The sequence below is a fragment of the Lysobacter solisilvae genome, from assembly GCF_016613535.2.
Classification (GTDB): domain Bacteria; phylum Pseudomonadota; class Gammaproteobacteria; order Xanthomonadales; family Xanthomonadaceae; genus Agrilutibacter; species Agrilutibacter solisilvae.
In genome coordinates this window covers 1046638-1072942 of record NZ_CP071518.1, presented here as the reverse complement: position 1 = coordinate 1072942, position 26305 = coordinate 1046638, and the positions used below count along the sequence as shown (strand labels likewise).

Here is a 26305-nt window from a genome sequence, read left to right as displayed (position 1 = left end):
AGCGGGCCGACCGGCTCGCGTGACACCACGACGGCCCGCGCATGCGGGCCGTCGTCGTTTTCGTCATGGCGTGGATCCACGCGAAACGCCACCAGTGTTGCATCGGCGCGTCCCTGGGACGCGTTGGCGTGTCGCTGGTTGAACACTGGCGGCGCACGGCGGCGCAGCGGGCGCGTTCATGCAACGGCACAGGTCGTTGGACACGGTGTCCAACTACACGCGCGCGGTGGCGGCGGCGGGCAGATCCTGTCAGCACCGGAGAACGGCGCGCGTCCCGCGCGCGCCTCGTCCGGATTCCCCCACCGACAGGAACATTCCGATGAGTGCCAAGACTCTCGCTTTCGCCCTGGCCCTGCCCCTGTGCATGGCCGCGCTTGCGCCTGCCCAGGCCGCCGGTGCCGCCAACGGCCAGGACACGCCCACGCTCGAACAGGTGACCGCGCCCGTACCCGCCACCACCGTGCGGGTGAGCTGCGCCAATGCGATGTGGCCCACGTTGCGCCAGGTCGCGCGCTACACCGGTGAGACGGCCGAAACCGCGGCGCCGGTACGCATGCAGGTCGTCAAGGAAGGTCGTCAACTCTGCGACCAGGGGTCGACCCACGTGCTGGTGGTGTTCAACGCTCCCCATCGCCCCGTGGACGAGATCGCGATGATCTATCCCCTGCGCTGAGGCACGCGCGCGCCGGCACGCGGCCGCCCGACGCTCAGTGTGGCAGTCGGAAGAACGCGCGCGCCGTGGCCGTGGTCTGCGCGGCGGTAATCGCCACGTCCTCGCCGCGGTCGCGTGCGAGTTCCTCGACGATATGGGCCAGGTACATCGGCTCGTTGCGGCGGTGCGAGGGCGCCGGCTTCACCGTGCGCGGCAGCAGGTAGGGCGCGTCGGTTTCGATCATCAGGCGATTGGCCGGGATGTGGCGCACCAGTTCGCGCAGGTGCTGGCCGCGGCGCTCGTCGCACAGCCAGCCGGTGATGCCGATGTACCAGTCCTGGTCGAGGCACTCGAACAGTTCCTCGCGCGTGCCGGTGAAGCAGTGCACGACCGCCGGGCCCAGCCGGCCCTCGAAGTTGCGCATCATCGCCACGAAGTCGGCATGCGCGTCGCGCTGGTGCAGGAACAGCGGCTTGCCGGTGTCCACGCCGATCTGCAGCTGCTGCTCGAAGGCGCGGCGCTGGGCGGGACGCGGCGAGAAGTCGCGGAAATAATCCAGCCCGCATTCGCCCACCGCCACCACTTCCGGATGCGCATGCAACGCGCGCAGCTCGCCGTCGCACTCGGTGGTGTAGTCGCTCGCGTGGTGCGGGTGCACGCCCGCGGTCGCGAACAGTTCGCCCGGGTGCCGCTGCGCCAGTGCCAGCGCCATCGGTGAATGCTCGCGGCTGGCGCCGGTGATGACCATCTGCACCACGCCGGCTTCGCGGGCGCGCTGCAGGACGGCGTCACGATCGTGGTCGAACGAGTCGTGGGTGAGATTGGCGCCGATGTCGATCAGGGGCAGCACGGTCGGTCAGGCAGTGGCGGGAAGCGCAACAGGATACGGCCTGCGGCGGCCTGGGGCATGCGGCCAGCCGTGGCCGCCGCCCGCCGTCAGGCCGGCGCCTGGGCGCGCCGCGCGAATCGGCTCGCCAGCCAGTCGCCGATGTCGTGGAGCACGGTGTAGGCGGCCGGGATCACCAGCAGGCTCAGGGCCGTGGAGGTGATCAACCCGCCGATCACTGCCCACGCCATCGGCGCGCGGAACGAGGAATCGCCGGAGAAGCCCAGCGCCAGCGGCAGCATGCCCGCGCCCATCGCGATGGTGGTCATGATCACCGGCCGCGCGCGCTTGCGGCACGCGTCCACCAGCGCATCGTGCTGGTTCATGCCGTGCTCGTCCTCGGCCATCACCGCGTAGTCCACCAGCAGGATGGAGTTCTTGGTGGCGATGCCGATCAGCATCAGCAGGCCGATCAGCGCCGGCAGCGACAGCATGTTCTGCGAGATCAGCAGCGCGCCGAAGGCGCCGCCGGCGCACAGCGGGATGGCGGTGAGGATGGTGAGCGGCTGCATCGGGTGCTTGAACAGCAACAGCAGCACCATGTAGACGCAGGCGATGCCCGCGGCCATCGCCATCAGGAAGCCGGTGAACAGCTCGACGAAGATCTCCGCGTCGCCGGTGTTGATGAAGGCCACGCCCGCGGGCACCTGGCGCACCGAAGGCAGCTGCTCCACTTCTGCCATCACCTCGCCCAGCGGGCGCCCGCTGAGTTCGGCGGTGAGGGTGATGTTGCGTTGGCGCTTGTAGCGGCTGATCACGGAAGGACCGCTGCCCGGCTGCAGGTCGGCGACCGCTTCCAGCGGCACCGGGCCGTGCTTGCCCTGCACCTGCAGTCGCGACAGCGTGGCCGGGTCGCGCAGGGCTTCGCGGTCGAAGCCCACGCGGATCGGGATCTGGCGGTCGGGCAGGTTGAGCTTGGCCAGGCGCTGGGTGTAGTCGCCGGCGGTGGCCACGCGCGCGGCTTCCGCGATCGCGGCCGTGGACACGCCCAGTTCGGCCGCGCGCGCGGCGTCGGGCACGATCTGCAGTTCCGGCCGCAGCAGCGAGGCCGACGAGGACACGCTGCCCAGCCCCTGGATGCGGCGCAGGTCGCGTTCCACCGCGGCCGCGGCCGCGTCGAGCTTGACCGGGTCGTCGCCCGCCAGCACCAGCATCAGCTGCTCGCCCGGCTCGCTGCTCACGAAGCTGATCCGCGCGCCCGGCAGGTTGGCCAGGCGCGCGCGCACGTCCTGCTCCAGCGCCTTCTGCGAGCGGTCGCGGTCGTCGGCCTTGCCCCAGTCCAGGGTCAGCACGGCCTTGCGCGCGTCGGCGCCGCCGGTCTTGGCCGGGTCGCCCAGGTCCGGGACGCTGCCGACCTGGGTGAACACCTGGTGCAGTTCGGGAATGCCGGCCAGCATCGCGCGGGCGCGTTCGGCCACGCGCGTGGTCTGCTCCACCGGCGTGCCCGGCGGCAGCTCCAGCGAGAGCATGCTGCGGCCCTGGTCGGACACCGGGATGAAGGTGGTGGGGATGAAGGGGATCAGCGCCAGCGAGGCGATGAACAACGCCGTGGCCGCGCCGAGCGTGCGCCAGCGGTGGCGCAGCGCGGCGTCGACCCAGCGCAGGTAGCGCTTCATCAGCGCGGTCTCCTCCGGGTGGTCCTCGTGCGGCTTGAGCAGGTAGGCGGCCATCATCGGCGTGAGCAGCCGCGCGACCAGCAGCGAGAACATCACCGCGGTCGCCGCGGTCCAGCCGAATTCGCGGAAGAACTTGCCGGCGATGCCCGGCATGAACGCCACCGGCACGAACACCGCCGCCAAGGGTGGCCGAGGTCGCGATCACGGCGGTGCCGATCTCGTCGGCGGCTTCGCGCGCGGCGTCGAGCGGCTTCTTGCCCATGCCCAGGTGGCGCACGATGTTCTCGATCTCGACGATCGCATCGTCCACCAGGATGCCCACCACCACGCTCAGCGCCAGCAGCGTGATCATGTTGAGCGAGAAGCCCAGCCAGTGGATCACCGCGAAGGTCGGGATGATCGACAGCGGCAGCGCGACCGCGCTGACCCAGGTGGCGCGCCAGTCGCGCAGGAACCAGAAGACCACCGCCAGCGCCAGCAGCGCGCCTTCCCACAGCATGGTCATCGACGAGGAGTAGGAGCGTTCGGTCTCCTCGCTCATGTCGGTGATCAGGCGGAACTCCACCCCGGGATGCACCTTCTGCAGGTCCTTGAGCGCGGCCTTCACCGCGTCGCGGACCTTGAGCTCGTCGGCCCCGCGGCTGCGCGAGAGCGAGAAGCCGACCACCGGCTGGCCGTCGAGCAGCGCCGCCTGGGTGGGATCGGCCACGCCGTCGCTGACGCGCGCCAGCGCCGACAGGCGCAGCTGCTGGCCGTTGGGCAGGGCGATGCTCAGATCGCGCAGGGCCTGCGCGTCGACCACGGTGCCGATGGTGCGCACGGTCTGCTGGCCGCCGGCCAGTTCGGTGCGCCCGCCGGGCCGCTCCACCTGGGTCTGCGCCAGCTGCTGGCTGACCAGGCCCGCGGTCACGCCGTGCGCCTGCAGCGCCTGCGGATCCAGGTCGACGCGCACCTGCCGCTCGACGCCGCCGATGCGGTTGACCGCCGCCACGCCGTCCACGCCGTACAGCGCGCGCGTCACGTCGCGATCGACGAACCACGACAGCGCGTCGGCGGGCATGCCGGGCGCGCTCACCGCGTAGGTCAGCAGCGAACCGCCGATCTCCACCTTGGTGATGATCGGTTCCTGGATGTCCTGCGGCAGGTCCATGCGGATGCGGGTGACCGCATCCTTGGTGTCGTTGAGCGAGGCCAGCAGGTCGGTCTCCAGCTCGAACTCGATCGCGGTGGTGGACACGCCCTCGACCACGGTGGAGGTCACGCGTTTGACATTGTCGAGCGTGGCGACCGAATCTTCGACGCGACGCGTCACCTCCGTCTCCAGCTGGCTGGGCGATGCGCCCGGCTGGGTGATGGTGACGATGGTCATCGGGAAGGAGACGTCGGGGAAGCGCGCCACCGGCAGCTGGTGGAAGCCCCACAGCCCGGCCACGCACAACGCGAAGAACAGCATCACCGCGGGGACCGGGTTGCGGATCCCCCAGGTGGAGAGCGTGCCGCCACCGCTCACGGCGTGGCCACCGATTTGCCGTTCGGCGCGTCCACGACCCGGACGATGTCGCCGTCGGCCAGGAAGCCGGCGCCATCGACCACCACGCGCGCGCCGGGCTTGAGCCCGTCGAGGATTTCGACCACGCCGTCGGTGCTCGACCCGGCCTGCACGCGTACCTGTCGCGCCACCTGCTGCGCATCCACGGTGAACACGGTGCTGAAACCGTCGCGCAGCACCACCGCCGCGGCGGGTACCACCAGCGCCTGGGCGTGGCCGGTGCCGATCCGGCCTTCCAGGTAGCTGCCCGGCTGCAGCCCCTGTGGCTGCGGCAGGTCGGCGTAGACCGTGCCGGTGCGGGTGGCGGCGTCCACGCCCGGACTGACCGCGCGGACGCGGCCGCTGACCCGCGTGCCGTCGGGCGCGGCCAGTTCGATCACGTCGCCCGGTGACACCTGGGCCAGTTGCGCGGCCGGCAGCTCGGCGCGCCATTCCAGGCGGCCGTCGCGGATCAGCCGCAGCAGCTCCTGTCCGGCGCCCACCACCTGGCCCGGCTGCACCAGCCGCTTGCTGATGATGCCGGCGGCCGGGGCGTCAAGGTCGGCGAAGCTGCGGCGCAACGCGGCGCTGTCGCGGGCCGCGCGCGCGGTGCCGACGCGGGCGTCGGAGGTCGTGCGGGCGGCGCGCAGTTCGTCCAGCTGGGTCGCGCTGATGTACTTGTCGTTGGCGAGGCCTTCGCCGCGGGCGAGGTTGGCCCGGGCCAGGGTTGCGCCGGCCTCGGCCTCGCGCAGGGCGGCGGTGGCCTGGGCCAGCTCGGCGTCGAGCATGCGGTGGTCGAGGGTCAGCAGGCGCTGGCCCCGGCGCACCGCTTCGCCCACGTCGACCTCCAGGGTGGTCACCCGCAGCCCGGACACTTCCACGCCCAGCTGCATCTCCTCCACCGCGGCCACCGGGCCGGAGACCGTGAGCGAGCGCTCCAGCTCCCGGGTGCGGGCCGGGACGGTGGTGACCGCCAGGGTGGCGGCGGACTTGCCCGTTTCCTCCGCGGGCGCCTGCTTGCCGCAGGCCGCCAGGGCCGCGCACAGCAGCAGCGGGGAGAGACGAAGGCAGAGGCGGAATGCGTGCGGGGCCACGACGGCTCGGGGAGGGGAACGGGCCCGGCAGTGTACTGGTCGGTACATTAATTGTCCGCACGTCGCCTTCACGGGTTTGGCGGGCGTTGGGCATGCCGCCCTCCCACGCTCTGCGGGGGAGGGTTGGGGTGGGGCGACGGTCGCCGACGCATCTAAAGAACGAGCGGCCTTCCCTTTCTCGGCACCGCCGCGATCTTTCCCCCATCCCAGCTTTCCCCCGCGGAGCGGGGAAGGGCCCGGTGGCGCCGTTGGGGATAAGTGCTCGGCCCTTGGGGATAAGTGCTCGGGACCCCGAGCAATCTGCTCGGCGCGCCGAGCTCCCAGCTCGGGGCGCCGCAGGAAAAGCTCGGACCGCCGAGCGCTGAGCTCGGGGCGCCGCCATTTCTGCTCGGGGCGCGACCGGAATTGCTCGGCGCCCCGCCCTTTTTGCTCGGCCCGCCGAGCTCGGAGCTCGGCCTGCGGGAATTTCTGCTCGGGCCGCGGCCTTCCGGGCTCGGCGCGCCGAGCACTTATCCCCAAGGGCCGAGCACTTATCCCCACGACCTATTCCGGCCTCCGCGCCCGGGTGCCGATGCAGCTACGACTGCCAAGTCCGCCGCACCGGCTCCCGTATCCTTGCGCGCGTGAACCGACCCGCCTTTCCGATCGACGAGCTGCTCCCGCGCATCCGCGAATCGCTGGCCGCCCATCCGCGGCTGGTGCTCGAAGCGCCGCCAGGCGCCGGCAAGACCACGCAGGTGCCGCCGGCGTTGCTCGACGCGCCCTGGCTGCAGGGCCGCACGATCCTGATGCTGGAACCGCGGCGCGTGGCCGCACGCGCGGCAGCCGGCTTCATGGCCGCGCAGCGCGGCGAAACGCCCGGCCAGAGCGTCGGCTACCGGATCCGGTTCGAGAACAAGGTCTCCGCCGCCAGCCGGATCATCGTGGTGACCGAGGGCATCCTGACCCGGATGATCCAGGACGATCCGCTGCTGGAGTCGGTCGGCGCGATCGTGTTCGACGAGTTCCACGAGCGCCACCTGTCCGCCGACCTGGGCCTGGCGCTGGCGCTGGACGTGCAGTCCAACCTGCGCGAGGACCTGCGGCTGGTCGCGATGTCGGCCACGCTCGACGGCGAACGCCTGGCCGCCTTCCTCGACGGGCCGCGGCTGAGCAGCGCGGGCCGCAGTTTCCCCGTCACCCTCGACTACCTGCCGGCCCGCCGCGAGGAAAAGCTCGAACACCAGGTGCGGCGCGCGGTGGAACAGGCGCTCGCGCAGCATCCCGGCGACGTGCTGGTGTTCCTGCCGGGGCAGCGCGAGATCGCGCGGGCGCAGGCCGTCCTGGAAAACGTGGCGGCGTTGCCGGCCGATGTGCTGACGCTGCACGGCGAGCTGCCGGTCGAGCAGCAGTCGCGCGTCCTGCAGCCCGATCCGCAGGGCCATCGCCGCGTGGTGCTGGCCACCAACGTGGCCGAGTCCAGCGTCACGCTGCCCGGCGTGCGCGTGGTCATCGACGCGGGGCTGGCGCGCGAGCCGCGGTTCGATCCCAACAGTGGGTTTGCCCGGCTCGACGTGGTGAACATCGCCCAGGCCTCCGCCGACCAGCGCGCCGGACGCGCCGGACGCGTGGCCGAGGGCTGGGCGTACCGCCTGTGGCCGCAGTCGCAGCGGCTCGAGCCGCAGCGGCGCGCGGAGATCACCAAGGTGGAACTGGCCGGCCTGGCGCTGGAGCTGGCGGCGTGGGGAGAAAGCCAGCTGCGCTTCCTCGACCCGCCGCCGCCGGGGGCGCTGTCGGCCGCGCGCGAGCTGCTGCAGCGGCTTGGCGCGCTCGATGGCCACGCGGTGACGCCACTGGGGCAGCGGATGCTGACGCTGGGCACGCATCCGCGGATCGCCGCGATGCTGCTGGCGCCGCGGGATCCCGTCGACGCCGCGCTGGCCTGCGACCTGGCGGCGCTGGTGGAGGCGCGCGACCCGCTGCGCGGCGTGCGCAGCGACGCGCTGGCGCACCGCTGGCAGGCGCTGGCGGCCTTCCGCGCCGGGCGCGTGCCCGCCGAGTCGTCGCGGGGCGCATTGGCGGCCCTGGACCAGGCCGCGCGCCAGTGGCGTCGCCGGCTGCGTCTGGACGTCGCGCCGCCGGCGGCCGTACCCGCGCATGCGCTGGGCGACGTGCTCCTGCACGCCTACCCCGACCGCATCGCACGCCAGCATCCGTCTGATCCGCTGCGCTACCAGCTTGCCAATGGCCGCAGCGCCCGCCTGTTCGACGACAGCGCGGTCTACGGCGAACCCTGGCTGGTGATCGACGAGCTGCGCGACGACAACCGCGACGCGCGCGTGCTGCGCGCCGTGCCGCTGGATCCGGCGCGCCTGGAACGCGAATTCCCCGAGCGCTTCACCCGCGAGGACCGCGTGGTCTGGGACGCCAACACGCGCGGCATCGCCGCGGTGCGCGAGCGGCGCTTCGACCGCATCGTGATCGACAGCCGGCCGCTCGCGCGGCCCGACCCCGCGCGCTACGCCGACGCGCTGGTCGACGCGGTGCGCCAGCTCGGCCTGTCGGCCCTGCCCTGGACCGAGGGCCTGCTGCAGTGGCGCGCCCGCGTGCGCAGCCTGCGCGCCTGGCTGCCCGAACTCGACGGCCTGCCCGACCTGTCGGACGCGGCGCTGCTGGCCACGCTCGAGCAGTGGCTCAAGCCGGCGCTGGCCGGCAAGACGCGGCTGGATGCCTTGAGCGAAGCCGAACTCGGCGAGGCGCTCAAATCCGGTCTCGACTGGTCGCTGCGCCAGCGTGTCGACGCGCTGGCGCCGACGCGGATGGTGGTGCCCTCGGGCATGGAGCGGCGCATCGAATATGGCTTCGACGACACGGCCGGCGAGGCGGGACTGCCGCTCGCGCCGGTGCTGCCGGTCAAGCTGCAGGAACTGTTCGGCCTGGCGGACACGCCGCGCATCGTCGACGGCCGGGTCGCGCTGACGCTGCACCTGCTGTCGCCGGCCGGACGCCCGCTGCAGGTCACCCAGGGACCTGCGCGGCTTCTGGGAACGCACCTATCCGGAAGTGCGCAAGGAGATGAAAGGCCGCTATCCGCGCCATCCCTGGCCCGACGATCCGTGGACCTCGACCGCCACGCATCGCGCGAAACCGCGCGGCACCTGACTGGCGGTTCAGACACGCCCGCTTGCGCTCACGCGGGCTCAACGAATCCCGTCCGACACTGGCCCCCGGCCCGCAGGATGACAACCATGAACCGACTCGACACTTTGTATGGCGGCGCGCGCGACCTGGCCACGGTGGTCAGCAGCAACGTCAAGCATGCCGGCAAGCTGCTGGACGCAGGCGCCAAGATCGGCGCGCTCAAGGGTGGCGCCCGGGTAGCCACGGTGTTCGCCAAGCGCCATCCGGTGCTGCTTGCGGCCAGCGCCTTCGGCGCCGGCCTGCTGTGGTACGCCGCGCATCGCCGTGCCAAGCGCGCGGAGAACGGCAATGGCGACGCGATCGAGGGCAGCGCGCGCCGGGTGGAAGCCCGCCGCGGCAACGGTGCCAAGCGCGCGGCGAGCAAGCGCACCTCGCGCAGCCGCCAGAGCTCGGCGAACGCCTGACGCGCACGCGCGTCCTCAAGTCGCAAAGATTCAATTGAATGCAGCCGGCGCGGCAGGCATGGCCTGTCGCGCCGAAGCCGTGGCGGAATGTCGGGGATGACGGTAAGAAGCGACGGGTCGTGCGGGCGCATGCGAGCGCCGGACGGAAGCCTCAGCTTTCGCCGCGCGCCTCGGGCAGTTCGATGACGAACCGCGCCCCGCCGCCTTCGCGGTTCTCGTACCACAGCTGGCCGCCGGCGTTGGCGACGATCTGCTTGGCCAGCGACAGGCCCAGGCCGTTGGAGTTCGCGTCCTGGCCTTCGTGCAGGCGGGTGAACGGCTTGAACAGTTCGCGCTGCTTGTGCGCCGGGATGCCCGGACCGCGGTCGGCGACGATCAGCTGCCAGTAGCCGGGCGCCGAAGAGCGGCCGGCCAGCGTCAGTTCGGTCCCCGGCGCGTACTTGATGGCGTTGGTCACCAGGTTTTCGGCGACCTGGCGCAGCACGCGCTCGTCGATGCGCACGCGGGCGCTGTCCGGCGGCGGCAGCACTTCCACCTTGATGCCGCGCGCCTCCAGCTGCATGTCGTAGCGCCGCAGCAGCCAGTGCAGGGTGTCGGCGAGGCCGGCCGAGACATCCGGCGCGGGTTCGCGCGCAAGGCCGGCGCTGGACTCCAGGTAATGGCGGATGTAGCCCAGTGCGTCGCAGGCACTGTCGTAGATGACTTCCATGTAGTGCGGCAGGCGCTCGGGCCGGACGCCGTCGTTGCGCACGATGTCGCTGGCGAACAGCACGCTGCTCAGCGGGTTCTTCAGGTCGTGGGCGACCAGGTTGACCAGTTCCTGGCGTTCGCGGGCGACGCGCTCCAGGCGGTCGCGCGTGAGCTTGAGGCCGACGTGCGCATTCACGCGCGCCAGCAGTTCCTCGGGCAGGAAGGGCTTGGTGACGTAGTCCACCACGCCGGCGTCGAAGGCGCGCAGCAGCATGCCGCGGTCCTGCGCCGCGGTGACGAACACCACCGGCGCGCGCGGCAAGGGCAGTTCGTACAGTGCGGCCATCAGTTCGAAGCCGTCCATGCCCGGCATGATCATGTCGAGCAGGACCAGGTCGGGCACCGCTTCCTCGTAGCGCTGCAGGGCTTCCTCGCCGCTGCCCGCGCACACGACTTCGTAGCCCTGCCGCGAGAGCAGGCTGCTGACGACACGCAGGTTCACCGGCTGATCGTCGACGACGAGGATGCGGCCCGGGCTGATGGCGCTGGTCATTCGGGCGTGGGTGTCCTGGAACATTCCGCGGGCCGGATTGCCGCGGAAAAGTGAATGCGGCTCACGGTAGCAGAATGGCCGCGGCGCGCGTCAACGCCGGCGCGGTGTCCGGCGCGGTGGCGGTGGCGCGCCGATGGCCGGCGCCTTCACGCCTTGCCGTCCCAGTGGGCGGCGGCGCCCCGGCGGTTCCGCGACAGGCGCGGCCAGTTCACGCCAATGACCGGGCGACAGCGATTCCAGCCGGTACGGGCCGACGGCGACCCGCACCAGCCGCAGCGTCGGCAGCCCGACGGCCGCCGTCATCCGCCGCACCTGGCGGTTGCGGCCTTCGGACACGGTGATCTCCAGCCAGGCGTCGGGCACCGACTTGCGGAAGCGCACGGGCGGGTCGCGCGCCCACAGCGGCGGGGGCGCGATCGGCCGTACGCCGGCGGGGCGGGTCGGGCCGTCGCTGAGGACCACGCCCCGGCGCAGCGCCGCCAGCGCCTGTTCGTCCGGTTCGCCCTCCACCTGCACCCAGTAGGTCTTGGGCTGCTTGTGGCGCGGGTCGGTCAGGGCGTGCGCGAGCGCGCCGTCGTCGGTCAGCAGCAACAGGCCTTCGCTGTCGAAATCCAGCCGCCCGGCGGCGTACACCCCGGGCGGCAGGCCGAACTGCGCCAGCGTCGCGCGCGGCGTGGGGCTGGCGTCGGTGAACTGGCACAGCACGTTGAAGGGCTTGTTGAACGCGATCAGCATGCGCGACGCGCCGCCCGCCGGCGGCGCCCGGGATCAGCCGCGCGGCTTGCGGAAGCGCAGCGTCATGCGGTCGCTCTCGCCGATGGCCTGGTACCTGGCATCGTCGGCGGGCGGGTGGTTGTTGGTCGGCGGCAGCGTCCACACGCCGTTGGGATGGTCGGTGGTGTCCTTCGGATTGGCGTTGATCTCGCTGCGCGCGTCGAGGACGAAGCCGGCCTGCTGTGCCAAGTCGATCACCAGGGCCTCGGTGAGGTAACCGGACTCCTTCATCGCGTCCAGGGACGTGCCCGGCCTGGCGCGGTGGTCGACCACGCCCAGCGTGCCGCCCGGCTTGAGGACGTCGAAGTAGGCCTTGAAGTACGCGTCGGCGTTGCCGTCGCTCACCCAGTTGTGCGCGTTGCGGAACGTCAGCACGACATCCGCCGACGAGGCGGGGCCGAAGCCGGGCGCCTTGGGATCGAACACGCGCACGTCCGGCGTGCCGAACACCGCGCCGTTGCCGGCGAACTTCGCCCGCAGCCGCTTGTTGAGGTCGTAGCGGTAATTCGGCTGGCCGGGGATGGCGTCGTCCCACACCGCGGCGACGTAGTGGCCCTCCTCGCGCAGGTAGGGCGCCAGGATGGCGCTGTACCAGCCGCCGCCCGGCGTGATCTCGATGACGGTCTGGTCCGGACGCACGCCGAAGAAGGCCAGCGTCTGCGCCGGGTGGCGATGGACGTCGCGCGCGGCGTTCTTCGCATCGCGCCAGATGCCGGCGATGGCGGCATCGAGCGCCGCCTGCTGCGAGGCCGACAGGCCGGCCGCCGGCGTGGCCTGCGCGGGGCTGTCCGCCGTGGGCGTACCGGCGCAGGCGCCGAGCAGGGCGGCCAGGGATGCAGCGAGGGCGACAGTGAGGACAGGCTTCATGCACGGCTCCATGTGGGGGCGGCGCGCGGCGCGCCGCAGAGGCCGCAGCCTAGCGCCAAACGCGTGGACGCGGCGACGTCCTGGCGCCCGCTGTGTTCCAGTCGCCCGATGTTGCCGGGTCAGCGCCGGCGCGGCCGCGGTGTGCCGCGCGCGGGCGGCGCGTCGGGTGGCGCGTCGGCCGCTGCCGGCGCGGTCGGATCGGCGGAATGCCCGGACGACGACCCGGTCGGGATATCGGCCTGCGCATAGTCCCGCGCCTGCCCGAGCACCCAGTCGCGGAACAGGGCCAACCCGGCGTGGGCCTGCGTGCGCTCGGGATAGACCAGGTAATGCGCGTACTGCGCGGGCAGCCGCTCGTCGAACAGCATCACCAGGCGCCCGGCCTCGACCATCGGGCGCGCGAGGGTCATCCGCCCCAGCGCGATGCCCAGGCCTTCCACCGCGGCGCGGTGCAGGGTTTCGGAATCGTCGAAATTGGCCACGAAGCGGCGCGGCGGCGTGGCGCCGATCCGCTCGAACCACTCGCTCCAGCGCCCGCCCGGCGCGCCCAGCAACGGGAAGTCCGCCAGCGTCTTCGGCGTGGGACGACCCAGGCGCTCCACCAGCGCGGGGCTGGCCACGGGCGTGACCCAGTCGTCGAACAGGTGCACGGCCACCAGCCCCGGCCAGCTGCCGGGCCCATAGCGCAGGCCGGCGTCGACGTCGGTGGCCCGTTCGAAGTCGACGCGCTCGACCGTCGACTGCAGGTTGATCTCGATCTGCGGGTGCGCCGCCAGGAAACCGGGCAGGCGCGGCAGCAGCCAGCTCGAGGCGAACGAAGGCATCAGGGTCAGCGTCAGCACGTCGTCGCGGCGCGCGCGGAACGGACGCAGCGCCTGCTCGATGGCGTCGAAGTGCGGCGCGATGCGCTCGAACAGTTGCCGGCCGTCGGCGGTCAGTTCCACGCCGCGCGCGTTGCGCACGAACAGGCGCTGGCCCAGGCGGTCCTCCAGGCCGCGGATCTGGTGGCTCAGGGCGCTCACTGTCAGGTGCAGCCCCTCGGCCGCGCGCGACAGGTTGCCCGTGCGGGCGGTGGCGACGAAGCCGGTGAGGGCGTGCAGCGGGGCTTTGCTCATTTCGCCATGCCTTGAGCCAGATTCAAGTCTGACTTGTCGAATTCGCGATTTTCAAGGGCGCAGCATGAGCCTATCTTCGATTCCACTCAAGAACGAAGGAACCCGCGCCATGAACCGTCTGACCGCGATGTACAAGGATCTGTTGTTCCTCAACGGCCATGTCGCCGACCCGCAACTGGCCGTTTCGCTGACCGCGCCGAGCACCGCGCACGCCACCCCCCGCACGGGAAGCACCGTCGGAAACACCCCCGTGAGTACCCCCTGGAGCACCGCCATGAACTTCTTCAAGAGCCTGATGTACCTGGGCGGACTGGAGTCCGCCGACCTGCGCCTGGAAGACGACGCGTCGCCGTTCCGCCCGACCTATGGCAACCGGGTTGCCTCCGAAGCGGTGTTCGGCAAGCGCGCCGCCCAGCCCGCGGCCCGCGAGCGCCGCGCCTCGACCGACCGTCGCGCCACCCCGACCTCCGCCCTCCCCGCCGGCTGCCGCTGACATTCACGCCCCTGCAAGATGACGTACGCCTCCGCGTCATCCCCGGCCTCCATCCTGCGCCGGTCCGCCGCCCCCCCGGACCGCGCGGGGCGGCGGCCCTTCCCCCCGGAGAGCCGCGCCATGCAGCCGTTCACCAGCCCGATGTACCTGACACCCACCCCGCCCGCCCCGCGTCGTTTCCACGGCGTCGACTACGCCCGGCGCACCGCCGGCTTCGGGCCCCGTTACGCCCGTCGGGCCGCGCCCGCCTCCACCGCCATGCCGCCGCTCCGGCTGCCGGTCCGCACGATCGCGCGGATCGGCGGTGCCCGCCCGCGGTCCGACTACGGCCGGGCCGCCTGACGCGTCGCCCGGGTTGCCGGTGACTCGCCGCCGGCCGCGCGGCTACCATCGCGCCCACACCGGCGCGCGGCGCCCGGGCGGCGGAGATGCGCATGCTGAAATCGGGGTGGTCGCGCATGCGCAGGGCGATGCGGTTCCCGCGCCGGGCCGGCCTGCGCATGCCGCACGAGGCCGGCGCACGCCAGCGGCTGCCACAGCTGCTGCTGATGGTCGCGCTGAGCCTGGCCCTGGGTGCGGTCAGCGGCGCCTTCGCCTATGCGCTCTACATGCAGCCGCGGCTGGTCGCCTCGGTGGCGAGGGCGCGCACTGAAGGCCGCCGCGACGCGGAGAAGGCCCTGGCGCTGGAGATGACGGCGCTCAAGCCGGTGGTGCTGACCGTGCGTCCCGCGGCCGGCGCGGACAAGCCCGGCGGCACCGCCTTCGGCTACAACTACGTGCGGCCCAAGGCGCCCGAACTGGACAGCTTCTTCGCGCTCGCGCAGGACGGGGATCTGCTGCGCAAGCTGCCCGAGCTGCAGGCCATCGACGGCCTGCTGGTGCTGCCGCGCCCGATCACCTTCGTCACCGCGCAGTGCCAGGAACCCAACGCGTTCTACTCGGCGCAGCGGGGCGAAGTGGTGCTGTGCTACGAGACGATGAAGGTGCTGCTCGAGCGGGGCCGGGCGCTGGAACAGGAACAGTCCCTGGGTGCCGGCTACGCACAGGCCTACCTGCGGGCCAACCTGCGTTTCATCGTGCTGCATGAAACCGGGCACGCATTGATCGACCTGCTGGAAATCCCGATCACGGGCCGCGAGGAGGACGCCGTGGACCAGCTGGCCACCACGCTGATGCAGCGCTTCGCCGGCATGGACGAATCCTCCGCGCAGGTCACCGACAACCTGCGCATGGCGGCCAACTGGTTCCTGGTCCGCAGCACCGGCGCCTACAACCTGGACGCCTACGCCGACGAGCATGCGCTGGGCGAACAGCGCTACTTCAACCTGCAGTGCCTGCTCTACGGCAGCAACCCGGCGCGCTATGTCGGCATCGTCACCGAAGGCGACCTGCCCCAGGCGCGCGCCAAGGGCTGCCCGGCCGAAGCCAGGCGGGTGAGCCGCGCGTGGCTGCGCCTGCTGCTGCCGCACATCGCGCCGAAGTTCGAGATGACCGAGGAAAAGGCCAACCGCCTGTTCGAACAGCGCGAACGCGAGCGCAGCCGCAACGCCGACATTCCCTACGTGCGCTGAGGACACGCGGTTGGCGTGAACCGCGCCTTGGCGGCGCGCCGCCCCGTGCGGCCGACGTCCTTTCGGGCCCGAAAAAAGACAAGCCCGGCCGGAGCCGGGCTTGTTCGTGACGGACTGCAGCCCCGTCTTACAACGCGGCCAGCGCGGCGTTCAGCGTCGCGCTCGGACGCATCGCCGGCGACAGCTTGTCCATGTCGGGCTTGTAGTAGCCGCCGATGTCGACCGGCTTGCCCTGCACGGCGATGAGCTCGTCGACGATCTTCTTCTCGTTCGCCGTCAGCGCCTGCGCCAGCGGCGCGAACTTGGCCTTCAGCTCCGCATCCGCATCCTGCTCGGCGAGGGCCTGCGCCCAGTACATGGCCAGGTAGAAGTGGCTGCCACGGTTGTCGATCCCGCCGACCTTGCGCGAGGGCGACTTGTCGTTGTCCAGGAATTTCGCATTCGCCGCGTCCAGCGCGTCGGCCAGCACCTGCGCGCGCGGGTTGCCGGTGTGGTTGGCCAGGTGCTCCAGCGAGGCGGCGAGGGCGAGGAATTCGCCCAGCGAATCCCAGCGCAGGTAGTTCTCTTCCACGAACTGCTGCACGTGCTTGGGCGCCGAGCCGCCCGCGCCGGTCTCGAACAGCCCGCCACCGGCCATCAGCGGCACGATCGACAGCATCTTGGCGCTGGTGCCCAGCTCCATGATCGGGAACAGGTCGGTGAGATAGTCGCGCAGCACGTTGCCCGTGCACGAGATCGTGTCCTGGCCCGCGCGGATGCGCTGCAGCGAGAACTTCATCGCTTCCACCGGGGACAGGATGCGCAGGGTCAGGCCGGTGGTGTCGTGGTCGCGCAGGTAGCGCTCGACCTTGGCGATGATGTTGCGGTCGTGCGCACGCGCGCTGTCGAGCCAGAACACCGCCGGCGTCTTCGACAGGCGCGCGCGGTTGACCGCGAGCTTCACCCAGTCCTGGATCGGCGCGTCCTTGGTCTGGCACATGCGCCAGATGTCGCCGGCGGCGACCGGATGCTCCAGCAGGACGTTGTCGGCCTCGTCCAGCACGCTGACCACGCCGTCGGCCGCGATCTGGAAGGTCTTGTCGTGGGAGCCGTACTCCTCGGCCTTCTGCGCCATCAGGCCGACGTTGGGGACCGACCCCATGGTGGCCGGGTCGAAGGCGCCGTTGGCCTTGCAGTCCTCGATGACCGCCTCGTAGATGCCGGCGTAGCAGCGGTCCGGGATCACCGCCTTGGTGTCCTGCAGCTTGCCTTGCGCGTTCCACATGCAGCCGCTGTCGCGCAGCATCGCCGGCATCGACGCATCGACGATGACGTCGCTGGGCACGTGCAGGTTGGTGATGCCCTTGTCGGAATTGACCATCGCCAGGCCGGGGCGCTGCGCATACAGCTGCGCGATGTCGGCCTCGATCTGCTGGCGGGTGTCGGCCGGCAGCGTGGGCAGGCGCGCGTACAGGTCGCCGATGCCGTTGTTGGCGTCGAAGCCGGCCTGCTCCAGCGCGGCGGCATGCCGTTCCAGCACCGGTGCGTAGAAGCGGTTGACCACGACGCCGAACATGATCGGGTCGGAGACCTTCATCATCGTCGCCTTGAGGTGCAGGGAGAACAGCACGCCCTGCGCCTTGGCGTCGTCGATCTGCGCGTCGATGAAGCCGGCGAGCGCGCGGGTGCTCATCACCGCCGAATCGATGACCTCGCCCGCCTTCACCTTGAGGCCGGTCTTGAGCATGCTGCTGCGGCCGTCGCTGCCGGTGAAGCGGATCTTCAGCGTGGTCGGCTGCGCGATCACCGCCGACTGCTCGCTGCCGTAGAAGTCGCCACCGGCCATGTGCGCGACGTGCGACTTCGAATCACTGCGCCATGCGCCCATCCGGTGCGGGTGCTTGCGTGCGTAGGCCTTCACCGAGGCCGGCGCACGACGGTCGGAATTGCCTTCGCGCAGCACAGGATTGACCGCGCTGCCCTTGATCCGGTCGTAGCGCAGCTTGATCTCGTTGTCCTGTTCGCCACGCGGTTCGGCGGGATAGTCGGGGAGCGCGTAGCCCTCTTCCTGCAGCTCCTTGATCGCGGCCATCAGCTGCGGCAGCGAGGCGCTGACGTTGGGCAGCTTGATGATGTTGGCTTCCGGCGTCGTCGCCAGCTGGCCCAGTTCGGCCAGGTCGTCGGCCACCTTCTGGTCCTCGCGCAGGAACTCCGGGAACTGCGAGAGGATCCGCCCGGCCAGCGAGATGTCGCGCGTCTCCACGCGGACGCCGGCGGTGGCGGTGAACGCCGCGACGATGGGCAGCAGCGAGCCGGTGGCCAGGTACGGCGCTTCATCGGTCAGGGTGTAGAGGATCTTGGAAGCGCTCGGGGACACGTTGGCAGACATGGGGGTCTCGCTGACTGGGGGGCTTGCGGTGGCGGCGGCCCGGGTGCCGCAGGGGCGCCGGCGGGCCGGACCGGCCATTGTCGCGGTTCGTGGCGACGCCGGCAAAGCCGCGCACACACCTGCGCCCTTGGGCGCTCGCGCGGTGCCGCCCGTCGCGAGGCCCCCTGTTCATGCTGAAGGCCGTCGGGCCGTTCCCCGTTAATGATTAAAAGGAAGGCAACGATCGCATTTATGTGGCTTGCCCACGGGGCGTGGCCGCGTTAGTACTGACAGGGGGCGCGTTGCCATCGCGATGCGTCGGGAATCAATGGAAAGTGTGATGCGCAATCGCCGTATTTTCGTGGCGCTGTCGACGGCAGCGCTTAGCCTGGGCCTGCTGGCCTGCCAGCGGGAAGCCGCCGTGCCGGTGGCGCCCGCTCCGGTGACGCTCGGCGACGACGCCAGCGACGCCGCGCCCGTGGCCGTCGCGGCCACGGCCGCTTCACCCCTGTCGCAGCCGATGCAGACGGCCGACTACCGCCGCAGCACCTACTGGCCGCCCGCGGCGCTGGACATCGGCCAGGCCTGGATCAGCTGCGAGTACGACTACGTCGCGCACGGCGACGGCGAGCGGCTGGAGTCGCTGGAGTTCTTCAGCGTCGTCGACGCGCTCACGCCCTGCCAGCCCACGGGCGTGGTGCGCGTGCGCTACCAGGGCAAGATCGGCGCCGGCTTCACGGCGCTCGTCCAGCGCGTGGCGGCGATCGCCGACCGGATGGAGATCCCGGTGCGCGTGCTCGACATCGATTCCACCGGCGGCCACGTCGAGGAGGCGATCCGCGCCGGCGACAGCATGGGCGATGCCCGCTGGGCGATCTGGGTGCGCGAGGGCTCGCAGTGCCACAGCTCCTGCGTGCTGGTCCTGGCCGGCGGCGATACCCGCTCGATCGCGGGCAAGGTCGGCATCCACCGGCTGTTCCGCGACCGCTCCACCGCCAACACCCGCGCCGAGCTCAACGCCGAGCTGCGCGAGGTCAGCCTGCAGGTGCGCGACTACCTGGCCCGCAACGGCGCCGACACGCGGATCGCCGACCTGATGATGACCACGGCCAACCGCAGCCTGCGCCTGCTCACCGAGGCCGAGCTGCGCGAGTACGGCCTGGAAGGCCGCAATGCGGTGCAGGACGATCTCGATCGCATCCGCGTCACCCGCCGCTGCGGCGAGGACTTCGCCCGCCGGCGCGATGCGTGGATCCGCGCGTTCGAGGGCCAGTGCCTGCAGCCGGGCAAGGCCTACGAGGCGCTGGACGAATGCGGGCGCGGCCTGGAGCCGCATTTCGGCTTCCCCGACGCCCAGTGCCCGGACGACAGCCCCAGCGCCGACCAGCGCCGGCTGCCGGCGGTGGCCGCGTTCGGCATCGCCGCACCGGTCCGGCCGCCGCTGAGCGGCAAGGACGCGCTGAGCGTGACGCCGCCGTAAGGCGGGGACGCACCGGGCCTGCGGGGCATGGTCGCCTCCAGGCAACAACCGCGGCGCCCCCGCCTGCGCGACCCGAAAAAAAACCCCCGCCGGAGCGGGGGTTTTTTCTGCGTGCCGCGGTGGCGGCAATCAGCGCAGCGGCACCCAGGCCTGGTCGGCGAGGGTGGCCGGCTTGCGCTGGGTGGTGGCGACGGCCGAGTTCCAGATGATGTTCTCGCCCGTGGTCACGTTGCGCCACAGGATGTCCGCGCGGCCATCGCCGTTGTAGTCGCCCGTGCCGACGACGCGCCAGTCCAGGTTGCTCACGCGGGTGAGCGCCTGGCGCAGCGACGAAGTGGCCGAAGGCCACAGGTCGTTGGCGCCGGTGGTGCCGTTGCGCCACAGGATGTCGGCGCGGCCGTCGCCGGTGTAGTCGCCCACGCCCGCCACGATCCAGTTCTGGTCGCTGACCGAGCTCAGGCGGATGCGCTGGGCGACCAGGCCCGACAGCCACAGGTCGTTGCCGCCGGTGGCGCTGTTGCGCCACAGGACGTCGGCGCGCCCGTCGTTGTTGAAGTCGGCCACGCCGGCCACTCGCCATTCCTGCGCCACGACGGTCGCCAGCGCCACGCGCTGGGCGCCATTGGCGTTGGACCAGTACTCGTTGGCGCCGGTGGTCGTGTTGCGCCACAGGACATCGCTGCGGCCGTCGCCGTTGAAATCGCCGGCGCCGACCACGGTCCAGGCCACGCCCGGCTGCGCCACGGCCACCACCGAATGGCTCTGGCGCGCGGAGTACCAGATCTCGTTGGCGCCCGTGCTGGCGTTGCGCCAGAACAGGTCGGCGCGATGGTCGCCATTGAAGTCGCCGGCCGCGCCGACGGCCCAGGCCACCGGACGCGACGCGATCGGGGTGAACACCGCCTGGTGCGCGGTGTTCCACAACTGGTTCTCGCCAGTGGTGCCGTTGCGCCAGAAGATGTCGGCGCGGCCGTCGTCGTTGAAGTCCAGGTGGCGGTAGCGCACCGAGGTCGGCGTGCTGCCGGTCACGCGCAGCACCACCGCGTCGCGCCCGCCCTTGTTGGCGTCCTGGTAGGGCGCGGCGGTCGGGAACGCGCCAAACGACCGGCCCGCCGCGTAGACGGTGCCGTTGGCGGTGACCGCCATGCCGATCAGGTTGTCTTCGCGGATGCCGCCGACGTAGGAGCTCCACACCATGTCGTTGCCCGTCGGGTTGAAGCCGATCAGGAAGCCGTCGGCGTTGCCGCCGCGGTAGTCGGCCTGCCAGGGAGAGGCGGTGGGGAAGTTGACCGAATCGGTGCGGCCGGTGACGTAGGCGTTGCCATTGCCGTCCACGCCCAGCCCGGCGACTTCCTCGGTGCCGGAGCCGCCGAAGTAGGTGCTGTAGACCAGCGCCTGGCCGGTGGCGTTGAACTTGCTGATGAAGCCGTCCCACAGGCCCACGACGCCCTGCACCGGATTGAGCACCGGCAGCTGGGAGCCGTAGACGTGGCCGGCGATGTAGATGTTGCCGTTGCTGTCCGCGCCGACGCCGGTGGCGCCTTCGGAACCGGGGCCGCCGAAGAAGCTGACGAACTGCGCTTCGCCGGCCGCGCTGAACTTGCCGAACACCGCGTCGACGTTCCCCGCGTGCGTGGCCTGGATGGCATTGCGCACGGGCAGGCCGGGCGACTTGGTGTGGCCGGCGAAATACACGTTGCCGGCGGCATCGAGCTTGACGTCCTCGATGGAGTCCTCGAGCGCGCCGCCCAGGTAGGTGCCCCACTGCAGCGACGTGCCGGCGGGCGCGAGCTTGAACAGGATGCCGTCGGGCTCGGTGCCGCCGCCGAACGCCGGCTGGTAGGCGCCGGCCGGGAAGGTCAGCGTGCCCGTGCCGTAACCGCCGACCACCGCCGCGCCGCTGGCGTCGACCGCGATCTTGAGGCCGTACTCGCCCTTGCTGCCCAGGTAGGTGCTGTATTCCAGCGCGGCGCCGTTCGCCGACAGCTTGGTCACGAACATGTTGCGCGTGCCCTGCAGCGTGCCCTGCACCGGGGTCTTGGTCGGAAAGTTGGTCGAGGTCGTGGTGCCGGTGATGTACGCGCTGCCGGCGCCGTCCACGGCGATGCCGTAGCCGATTTCACTCAGCCCGCCGCCCAGGTAGGTGCTGTAGACCAGCGCGCTGCCGGCGGCATTGAACTTGGTGACGAAGACGTCGGCGCCGCCGCCGTTGGCCGTCTGCAAGGGCGTGGCGGTCGGGAAGGCGACCGATGCGGTCATGCCGGTGACGTAGGCATTGCCGGCGGCATCGACGGCGATGGCCGCGGCGAAGTCGTCGCCCAGGCCGCCGAGGAAGGTGCTGTAGCCCAGCACCGGATCGATGACCAGCGCGTGGCTGGGATCGTAATGGCCCAGCGCGAAGGTGACGCGGTCGCCGGCAAGGCGGTAGCTCGCCTCGACCGGGCGGCGCTCACCGTCGATTTCCTGGTAGGCCACGGGCTTGTTCTGGACCAGCTCGCCGACCCCGGTGGCCAGCACCAGGTTGCCTGCGGCGTCGATGCGCAGCGTGCGCGGGCCCTGGAAGGCCAGGCCGATCTGCGCCGGGTCGGCGCCCGGCGCCACCACGAAGTCGTATTCGAGTTCGCGCTGGTTGCCGTAATAGACCAGGTCCACGCCGTCGTACACACCGGTGTAGCGGACCTGCTCGAAATGGCCGACGTCGCGGCGCCACTGACTGGCCTCGTTGCCCTGCAGGTAGTGGCTGCGGCCGGCCTGCGGCTTGAGTCCGTCGATGCGCGCGTCGCTGCGGGCGCCGGTGAGGCGCATGCGCACCACGTCGGCCTGGCTGTCGGCCAGCTCCTGCGGGCCGGAGGCGGCGCGCAGGCTGAAGACCGCCTCGGTGGGCGTGAGGAACAGGCCGTAGCCCGCGCCGCGCGCGAAATACTTCACCTGCGCGTCGGTCTGGCCGACGTTGCGTTCGAAGGCCAGCGGCATCCGGGCCAGCTGCGTGCGCGCGTCGGTCGCCAGGGTGGCGCTGACCGCGCTGGCCACGGGCGCCGGCAGAAGGACCGGCTTGCCACCCGCGGCGTGCGGGGACAGAGCCGAAGCGGCCAGGGCGAGGCAGGCTACGGCCGGCGTCGCCAGCCACATCGGGTGCACAAGACTCATCAACTACATCTCCGCTGGGGGTGGGCCGTGGCGGCAGTTGCGCGCGCGGCCGGACTTTCGACAGGTGCTGGACTTTCGACAGGTGCTGGAAGTTCGACGGTGCTGATCGTGTACCGGCCCGGACGATGCCGCTGTGCGACAGCGCTGGACAGTGCCGATCGTGAGAGTGCCGGATCGAGCTGATCAGCGCGACATCATGCCAGAAGCCGTCGGCGCCACGGTTTACCCGGGACTCAGGCGGCGGCGCCGCAGCACTTCTTGTACTTGCGGCCGCTTCCGCAGGGGCAGGGGGCGTTGCGGTCGGGGGTCTCGACCCGGCGGATCGGCTCCCTGGGCGTCAGGGCGTCGATCCGGTGGTGGTGCAGGTCGGCCAGCATCCCCGGCAGGCCGGCGATGATCTCCAGCCGCTCGCGGTAGGTGATCGGCGTGGCGGGGCCCTCGGGGTCCTCGCCGAGCACTTCGCCGCTGGCCAGCTGGTCCAGGCGGGCGAAGATCTCGTCCATCCACTCCTCCTCGTCCAGCCACTTGTCCCAGGCCGCCTCGCGCAGCTCTACCCCGCGGAAGAAGCCAAAGGCCCAGTCGCGGCCGACGTCGAGCTCGTCCGGGTGCTCGGCCTCGGCTTCCTCGGGCAGCCACAGCAGCGGCGCCAGGTGTTCGGGCAGGTCGTCGTCGTCGAACCGGACGCGCTGGCTGGCCATGTTCCAGTGCGCTTCCAACAGCGCCTGAACCTGTTCACGTTCGGCCGGGTCGTCCCAGCGCGGCGGCGTTCCCCACACGGCCGGTTCCCATTCGGCGGGCGGCACGGTCTCGGGCGACACCGCCAGCGCGGAAAGAAACCCGTCCAGCGCCTCCAGGTTGAAGCCCTTGAAGGGCACGGCGCGCTGGTCGAGCAGGTCGGACAGGCGCTCGATCTGGGCGTCGTCGAGATAGGGCGGGGCTTTCATGGGGGACTTCCTCGTGGGACCGTGCATGGTAGAACGGCGACACCGCGAGGGCACGCGACGGCCCAGGCCGCGGACGGCCGGGCCCGTCGGCGCGACAATGGCGCATGTCCGCTTGTCCCTGCCAGTCCGGCCTCGATTACGAGCGCTGCTGTGGCCCGCTGCACGCCGGGGCCGCGGCGGCCAGCGCCGAATCGCTGATGCGTTCGCGCTACTGCGCGTACGTGCGCGCCGACGAACCGTACCTGCTCGCCAGCTGGCATGCCTCCACGCGGCCGCCGGCCCTGGACCTGCACGCCGATCGGGACACCCGCTGGCTTGGCCTGGACGTGAAGCGCCACGACGTCGTCGACGCCGACCACGCGCGGGTGGAATTCGTCGCGCGCTACCGCGTCGGCGGTGGCCGCGCGGTGCGCCTGCACGAAGTCAGCCGCTTCGTCCGCGAGCAAGGTCGCTGGTACTACGTGGACGGCGAATTTCCGTCGGCATGAACGCACACCGGGCGCATCGCGCGCCCGGTGTCCTCACGACCTGCGATGTGCACCGTCAGGGCGCGGTCGCCACGTCCGCATCCTTCACTTCGGCCCAGCTGCTGTCCGGGTCGAAGCTGGTCATGCTCTGGGCGACCTTGTCGCCGCCGGGCCCGAGATCCTTCTCGAACAGCTCGCCGTCGTGGCTGACCATGATGCTCATCACCCCGCTGTCGCCGTACTTCGCCGGCCAGGCGACCAGGGCGAAACCGCGGCTCATGTTGTTGCCCAGCTTGTAGTCGTACGCGCCGCCGGGCGCCGAGGGTCCCTGCGCGGTCAGGATGCGGTAGTGGTAGCCGTGCCATTCACCGTCGGGCGTCTCGTCGCCGAACAGCGGTCCGAGCGGACTCTGCTCCACGCCGGGCTGGTCGGGCCAGTACAGGCCGTCGTATTCGCCGTCGCTGCTGAGGAACTGCTGCGCGTACTCCAGCACGCCATCCCCGTCGCGATCGACCTTGGCGTAGTCCATCTGCGCATCGTGGTAGGCCAGCGCGGATTTTTCCGTCTCCAGCTCGTTGCGCCCGATGCGGCGCGCGCGCAGCTCCGTGGCGGCGGCCTCCAGGTCGAAGAACCAGCCGCCGCCGCCGCGCTTGACCAGCGGGATGGGCAGCGTCCAGGGGTCGTTGCCCACCGTCAGCATCATCCGGCCCTGGGCGTCGGGCTTGATCTCGTGGCGTTCGTCGTAGCGCGCGAGGAAAGCGTCCACGTTCTCGCGCCCGACGCTGTCGACGGGAATGTAGTCACGCCAGTTGACCCCGAGCAGCATGGCCAGCCGGCCTTCGTCGGGCGTCTTCGCGCGCAGGGCCTTGACCAGCTCCTCGGCGGCGACCTCCGTGGAGCGGTGCCCCTGCTGCGCCCAGGCCGGCGACGCGGACAGCGCCAGTCCGAGCAGCAGGCAGCCTGCCAGGGTGGAGCCGCGCAGGGCGATCAAACGGTTGAAGGCATTCATCGTCGGTCTCCTGTGTCAACGGCGCCGGCCGCCACCGCCGCCACGCGAGGGGCGGGACATCGAACGACCCGCACCGCGTGAACCGCCGCGCTGCGACGAGCCGTAGCTGCTGCGGCCGCGGCTGGACGACGCGCGCGACTGGCCGGGGTTGCGGGAGCCGGAGAACGCGTCGTTGTTGCGCGCTCCGCCCTGGGAGCGGGTGGCCTGCTGGCGCTGCGAATTGCGGGCCTGGGCGTTGCGCTGGTTGCTCAGCTGCTGCTGCCCGCGGTCGAAGTCGCTCGTGCGACCCTGCGTGCGGCCCTGCGCGCCGCCCTGGCCCATCTGCCGCGAGGCCTGGCCGGCGCGGTCGCGCGCTTCGCGATTGGTCGCGGCCGGGCGGTCGAATCCCTTGTTGGCCATCGACTGGCTGGCGCGCGCGCGGTCGGCGTTGCGCGCCTGGTCGCGCCCGCGGTACGCGTCGCGTTGCGCGGCGCCTTCGCGTTGCCGGCCGTTCTGCTCGCGGTTCCTGCTGTCGCGATACGGCACGCCGTCGCGGTTGGCCGAGTTGTGGCGGAACTTGTTGTCACCGCGGTTGGCCTGGCGGTCGCCACGGTTGGCCTGGCGATCCCCGCGGTTTCCCTCACGATCGCCGCGGTTGACGTTGCGGTTGCTGTTGAAGTTGTTGTCGACATCGATGTCGATGTCGCCGCTGCCCCAGTTCACATCGCCCCACAGCGCACCGCCGACGGCCACACCGACGCCGAAGGCGAACAGGCCGCCACCCGGGTAGTAGTACGGCGACGGCGGATAGTAGTAGGGCGGATACGACGGATAACCCCAGGCGCCGTAGACCACGGTGGGGTCGTAGTTGGGCACGTACACGACTTCGGGATCGGCCGACTCGATGATGATGGTCTGCGGCGGCGCGTCCACGGTGGTCGTGCCGCCCATGGCCGGGCCGGCGGTGACGGTCTGCTGCTCGGTGGACTTGAGGTTGCCCGCTGCCTGCGCCTTTGAACGCAGACGCTGCATCGCGGCCATCACGTCATCGGGCTGGGCGAGGAAGGCATCGCCGAGTTTCTGCACCCAGGCCGGGTCCTGGCCCAGCACGTCGAGCACCTGCGGGAAGGCGACGAGCGACTGCACGCTGGGGTCCCAGGGCTGGCTCTCGACCTGCTTGACGGCGTCCTCGCCCTTGGCGTCCTTGTGCGCCTTCGACCACGCGGCCGCATCGGCCACGTCACCGGGATAGGTGGACGCCATCAGGATCTGGGCCAGCAGCGAATCCGGGTACAGCGCGATCTGCGCCACCATCTGTTCGAGCTCCTCCGGTCCGAACAGCTGGTCGGAGGATGCCGATGCGGTGGCCGACTGCGCGAACAGCGATGGCAGGGCGCCCGGCGTCGCGGAGGCGGGTGCGGCGCTCACGAGCAGCAGGGCAGGCAGGAATAGCTGGAACGTGGAAGTGCGCATTGGAATCTCCAATCGCAGGACGCGGCGCACCGGAAG

At 71.2% G+C, this 26305-nt stretch carries 18 protein-coding genes and 3 pseudogenes; 8 read left to right on the top strand and 13 right to left on the bottom strand.

Annotation, left to right across the window (positions count from 1 at the left end; all coding sequences use genetic code 11):
- Positions 1–319 precede the first annotated feature (319 nt).
- Entirely contained in the window at positions 320–673 is a 354-nt protein-coding gene (locus I8J32_RS04740; protein ID WP_200614774.1) for a hypothetical protein, read from the top strand.
- A 34-nt stretch (positions 674–707) separates the two neighbouring features.
- Here I8J32_RS04740 and I8J32_RS04735 read toward each other — a convergent pair whose 3' ends face one another.
- From I8J32_RS04735 to I8J32_RS04725, 4 genes and pseudogenes are all read right to left on the bottom strand, one after another.
- Complete coding sequence (locus I8J32_RS04735; RefSeq protein ID WP_200615109.1) at positions 708–1499, bottom strand: TatD family hydrolase; 792 nt, start codon at positions 1497–1499, stop codon at positions 708–710.
- An 89-nt stretch (positions 1500–1588) separates the two neighbouring features.
- Positions 1589–3328: an efflux RND transporter permease subunit gene (locus tag I8J32_RS17795; protein ID WP_250646370.1), complete on the bottom strand. Its 1740-nt coding sequence runs from the start codon at positions 3326–3328 to the stop codon at positions 1589–1591.
- A 70-nt stretch (positions 3329–3398) separates the two neighbouring features.
- Positions 3399–4607, bottom strand: a pseudogene (locus I8J32_RS17790) (efflux RND transporter permease subunit); the annotation flags it as partial.
- Positions 4608–4660: 53 nt separating this feature from the next.
- Complete coding sequence (locus I8J32_RS04725; RefSeq protein WP_245156418.1) at positions 4661–5776, bottom strand: efflux RND transporter periplasmic adaptor subunit; 1116 nt, start codon at positions 5774–5776, stop codon at positions 4661–4663.
- A gap of 623 nt (positions 5777–6399) precedes the next feature.
- Between I8J32_RS04725 and hrpB the strand changes: the two are divergent.
- Both hrpB and I8J32_RS04715 read left to right on the top strand, forming a co-directional pair.
- Positions 6400–8917: pseudogene (gene hrpB, locus I8J32_RS04720) on the top strand (ATP-dependent helicase HrpB).
- Positions 8918–9003: 86 nt separating this feature from the next.
- Positions 9004–9360, top strand: a complete 357-nt coding sequence (locus tag I8J32_RS04715; protein WP_200614779.1) for a hypothetical protein — start codon at positions 9004–9006, stop codon at positions 9358–9360.
- 151 nt (positions 9361–9511) lie between these two features.
- On the opposite strand, the gene I8J32_RS04710 is transcribed toward I8J32_RS04715, so the two are convergent.
- From I8J32_RS04710 to I8J32_RS04695, 4 genes and pseudogenes are all read right to left on the bottom strand, one after another.
- Positions 9512–10603, bottom strand: coding sequence for a hybrid sensor histidine kinase/response regulator (locus tag I8J32_RS04710; protein ID WP_200614780.1), 1092 nt, complete (start codon positions 10601–10603; stop codon positions 9512–9514).
- A gap of 168 nt (positions 10604–10771) precedes the next feature.
- A pseudogene (locus I8J32_RS04705) lies at positions 10772–11338 on the bottom strand (pseudouridine synthase); the annotation flags it as partial.
- Between the two features lie 33 nt (positions 11339–11371).
- Positions 11372–12244: a class I SAM-dependent methyltransferase gene (locus I8J32_RS04700; protein ID WP_207526793.1), complete on the bottom strand. Its 873-nt coding sequence runs from the start codon at positions 12242–12244 to the stop codon at positions 11372–11374.
- Between the two features lie 119 nt (positions 12245–12363).
- Positions 12364–13359 carry a LysR substrate-binding domain-containing protein gene (locus I8J32_RS04695; RefSeq protein ID WP_200614783.1) on the bottom strand — a complete coding sequence of 332 codons (996 nt, stop codon included), beginning with the start codon at positions 13357–13359 and terminating at the stop codon, positions 12364–12366.
- Between the two features lie 109 nt (positions 13360–13468).
- On the opposite strand from I8J32_RS04695, the gene I8J32_RS04690 reads away from it, so the two are divergent.
- From I8J32_RS04690 to I8J32_RS04680, 3 genes are all read left to right on the top strand, one after another.
- Positions 13469–13852: a hypothetical protein gene (locus I8J32_RS04690; RefSeq protein WP_200614784.1), complete on the top strand. Its 384-nt coding sequence runs from the start codon at positions 13469–13471 to the stop codon at positions 13850–13852.
- Positions 13853–13972: 120 nt separating this feature from the next.
- The gene (locus I8J32_RS04685; RefSeq protein ID WP_200614785.1) at positions 13973–14194 is read left to right on the top strand and encodes a hypothetical protein; all 222 of its coding nucleotides are present in this window, start codon (positions 13973–13975) and stop codon (positions 14192–14194) included.
- A gap of 92 nt (positions 14195–14286) precedes the next feature.
- On the top strand, positions 14287–15423 hold the full coding sequence (locus I8J32_RS04680; RefSeq protein ID WP_245156417.1) for a DUF4344 domain-containing metallopeptidase: 1137 nt from the start codon (positions 14287–14289) through the stop codon (positions 15421–15423).
- A 127-nt stretch (positions 15424–15550) separates the two neighbouring features.
- Here the strand turns inward: I8J32_RS04680 and I8J32_RS04675 are convergent, their stop codons facing one another.
- Positions 15551–17791, bottom strand: a complete 2241-nt coding sequence (locus I8J32_RS04675; RefSeq protein ID WP_200614786.1) for an NADP-dependent isocitrate dehydrogenase — start codon at positions 17789–17791, stop codon at positions 15551–15553.
- A gap of 319 nt (positions 17792–18110) precedes the next feature.
- Between I8J32_RS04675 and I8J32_RS04670 the strand changes: the two genes are divergently transcribed.
- Positions 18111–19250 carry a COG3904 family protein gene (locus I8J32_RS04670; RefSeq protein WP_200614788.1) on the top strand — a complete coding sequence of 380 codons (1140 nt, stop codon included), beginning with the start codon at positions 18111–18113 and terminating at the stop codon, positions 19248–19250.
- Between the two features lie 129 nt (positions 19251–19379).
- Here I8J32_RS04670 and I8J32_RS04665 read toward each other — a convergent pair whose 3' ends face one another.
- On the bottom strand, positions 19380–22397 hold the full coding sequence (locus tag I8J32_RS04665) for a DUF7948 domain-containing protein (RefSeq protein WP_200614789.1): 3018 nt from the start codon (positions 22395–22397) through the stop codon (positions 19380–19382).
- A 233-nt stretch (positions 22398–22630) separates the two neighbouring features.
- Positions 22631–23341 carry a UPF0149 family protein gene (locus tag I8J32_RS04660; protein ID WP_200614791.1) on the bottom strand — a complete coding sequence of 237 codons (711 nt, stop codon included), beginning with the start codon at positions 23339–23341 and terminating at the stop codon, positions 22631–22633.
- Between the two features lie 104 nt (positions 23342–23445).
- Here I8J32_RS04660 and I8J32_RS04655 point away from each other — a divergent pair, with 104 nt between their 5' ends.
- A complete protein-coding gene (locus I8J32_RS04655) occupies positions 23446–23829 on the top strand; it encodes a YchJ family protein (RefSeq protein WP_200614793.1) in 384 nt (127 codons plus the stop codon).
- 55 nt (positions 23830–23884) lie between these two features.
- Here I8J32_RS04655 and I8J32_RS04650 read toward each other — a convergent pair whose 3' ends face one another.
- Positions 23885–24817 (bottom strand): DUF2950 domain-containing protein, encoded by a 933-nt coding sequence (locus tag I8J32_RS04650; protein WP_200614795.1) that lies wholly within the window; start codon positions 24815–24817, stop codon positions 23885–23887.
- A gap of 15 nt (positions 24818–24832) precedes the next feature.
- On the bottom strand, positions 24833–26269 hold the full coding sequence (locus I8J32_RS04645; protein ID WP_200614796.1) for a DUF3300 domain-containing protein: 1437 nt from the start codon (positions 26267–26269) through the stop codon (positions 24833–24835).
- Positions 26270–26305: the final 36 nt, after the last annotated feature.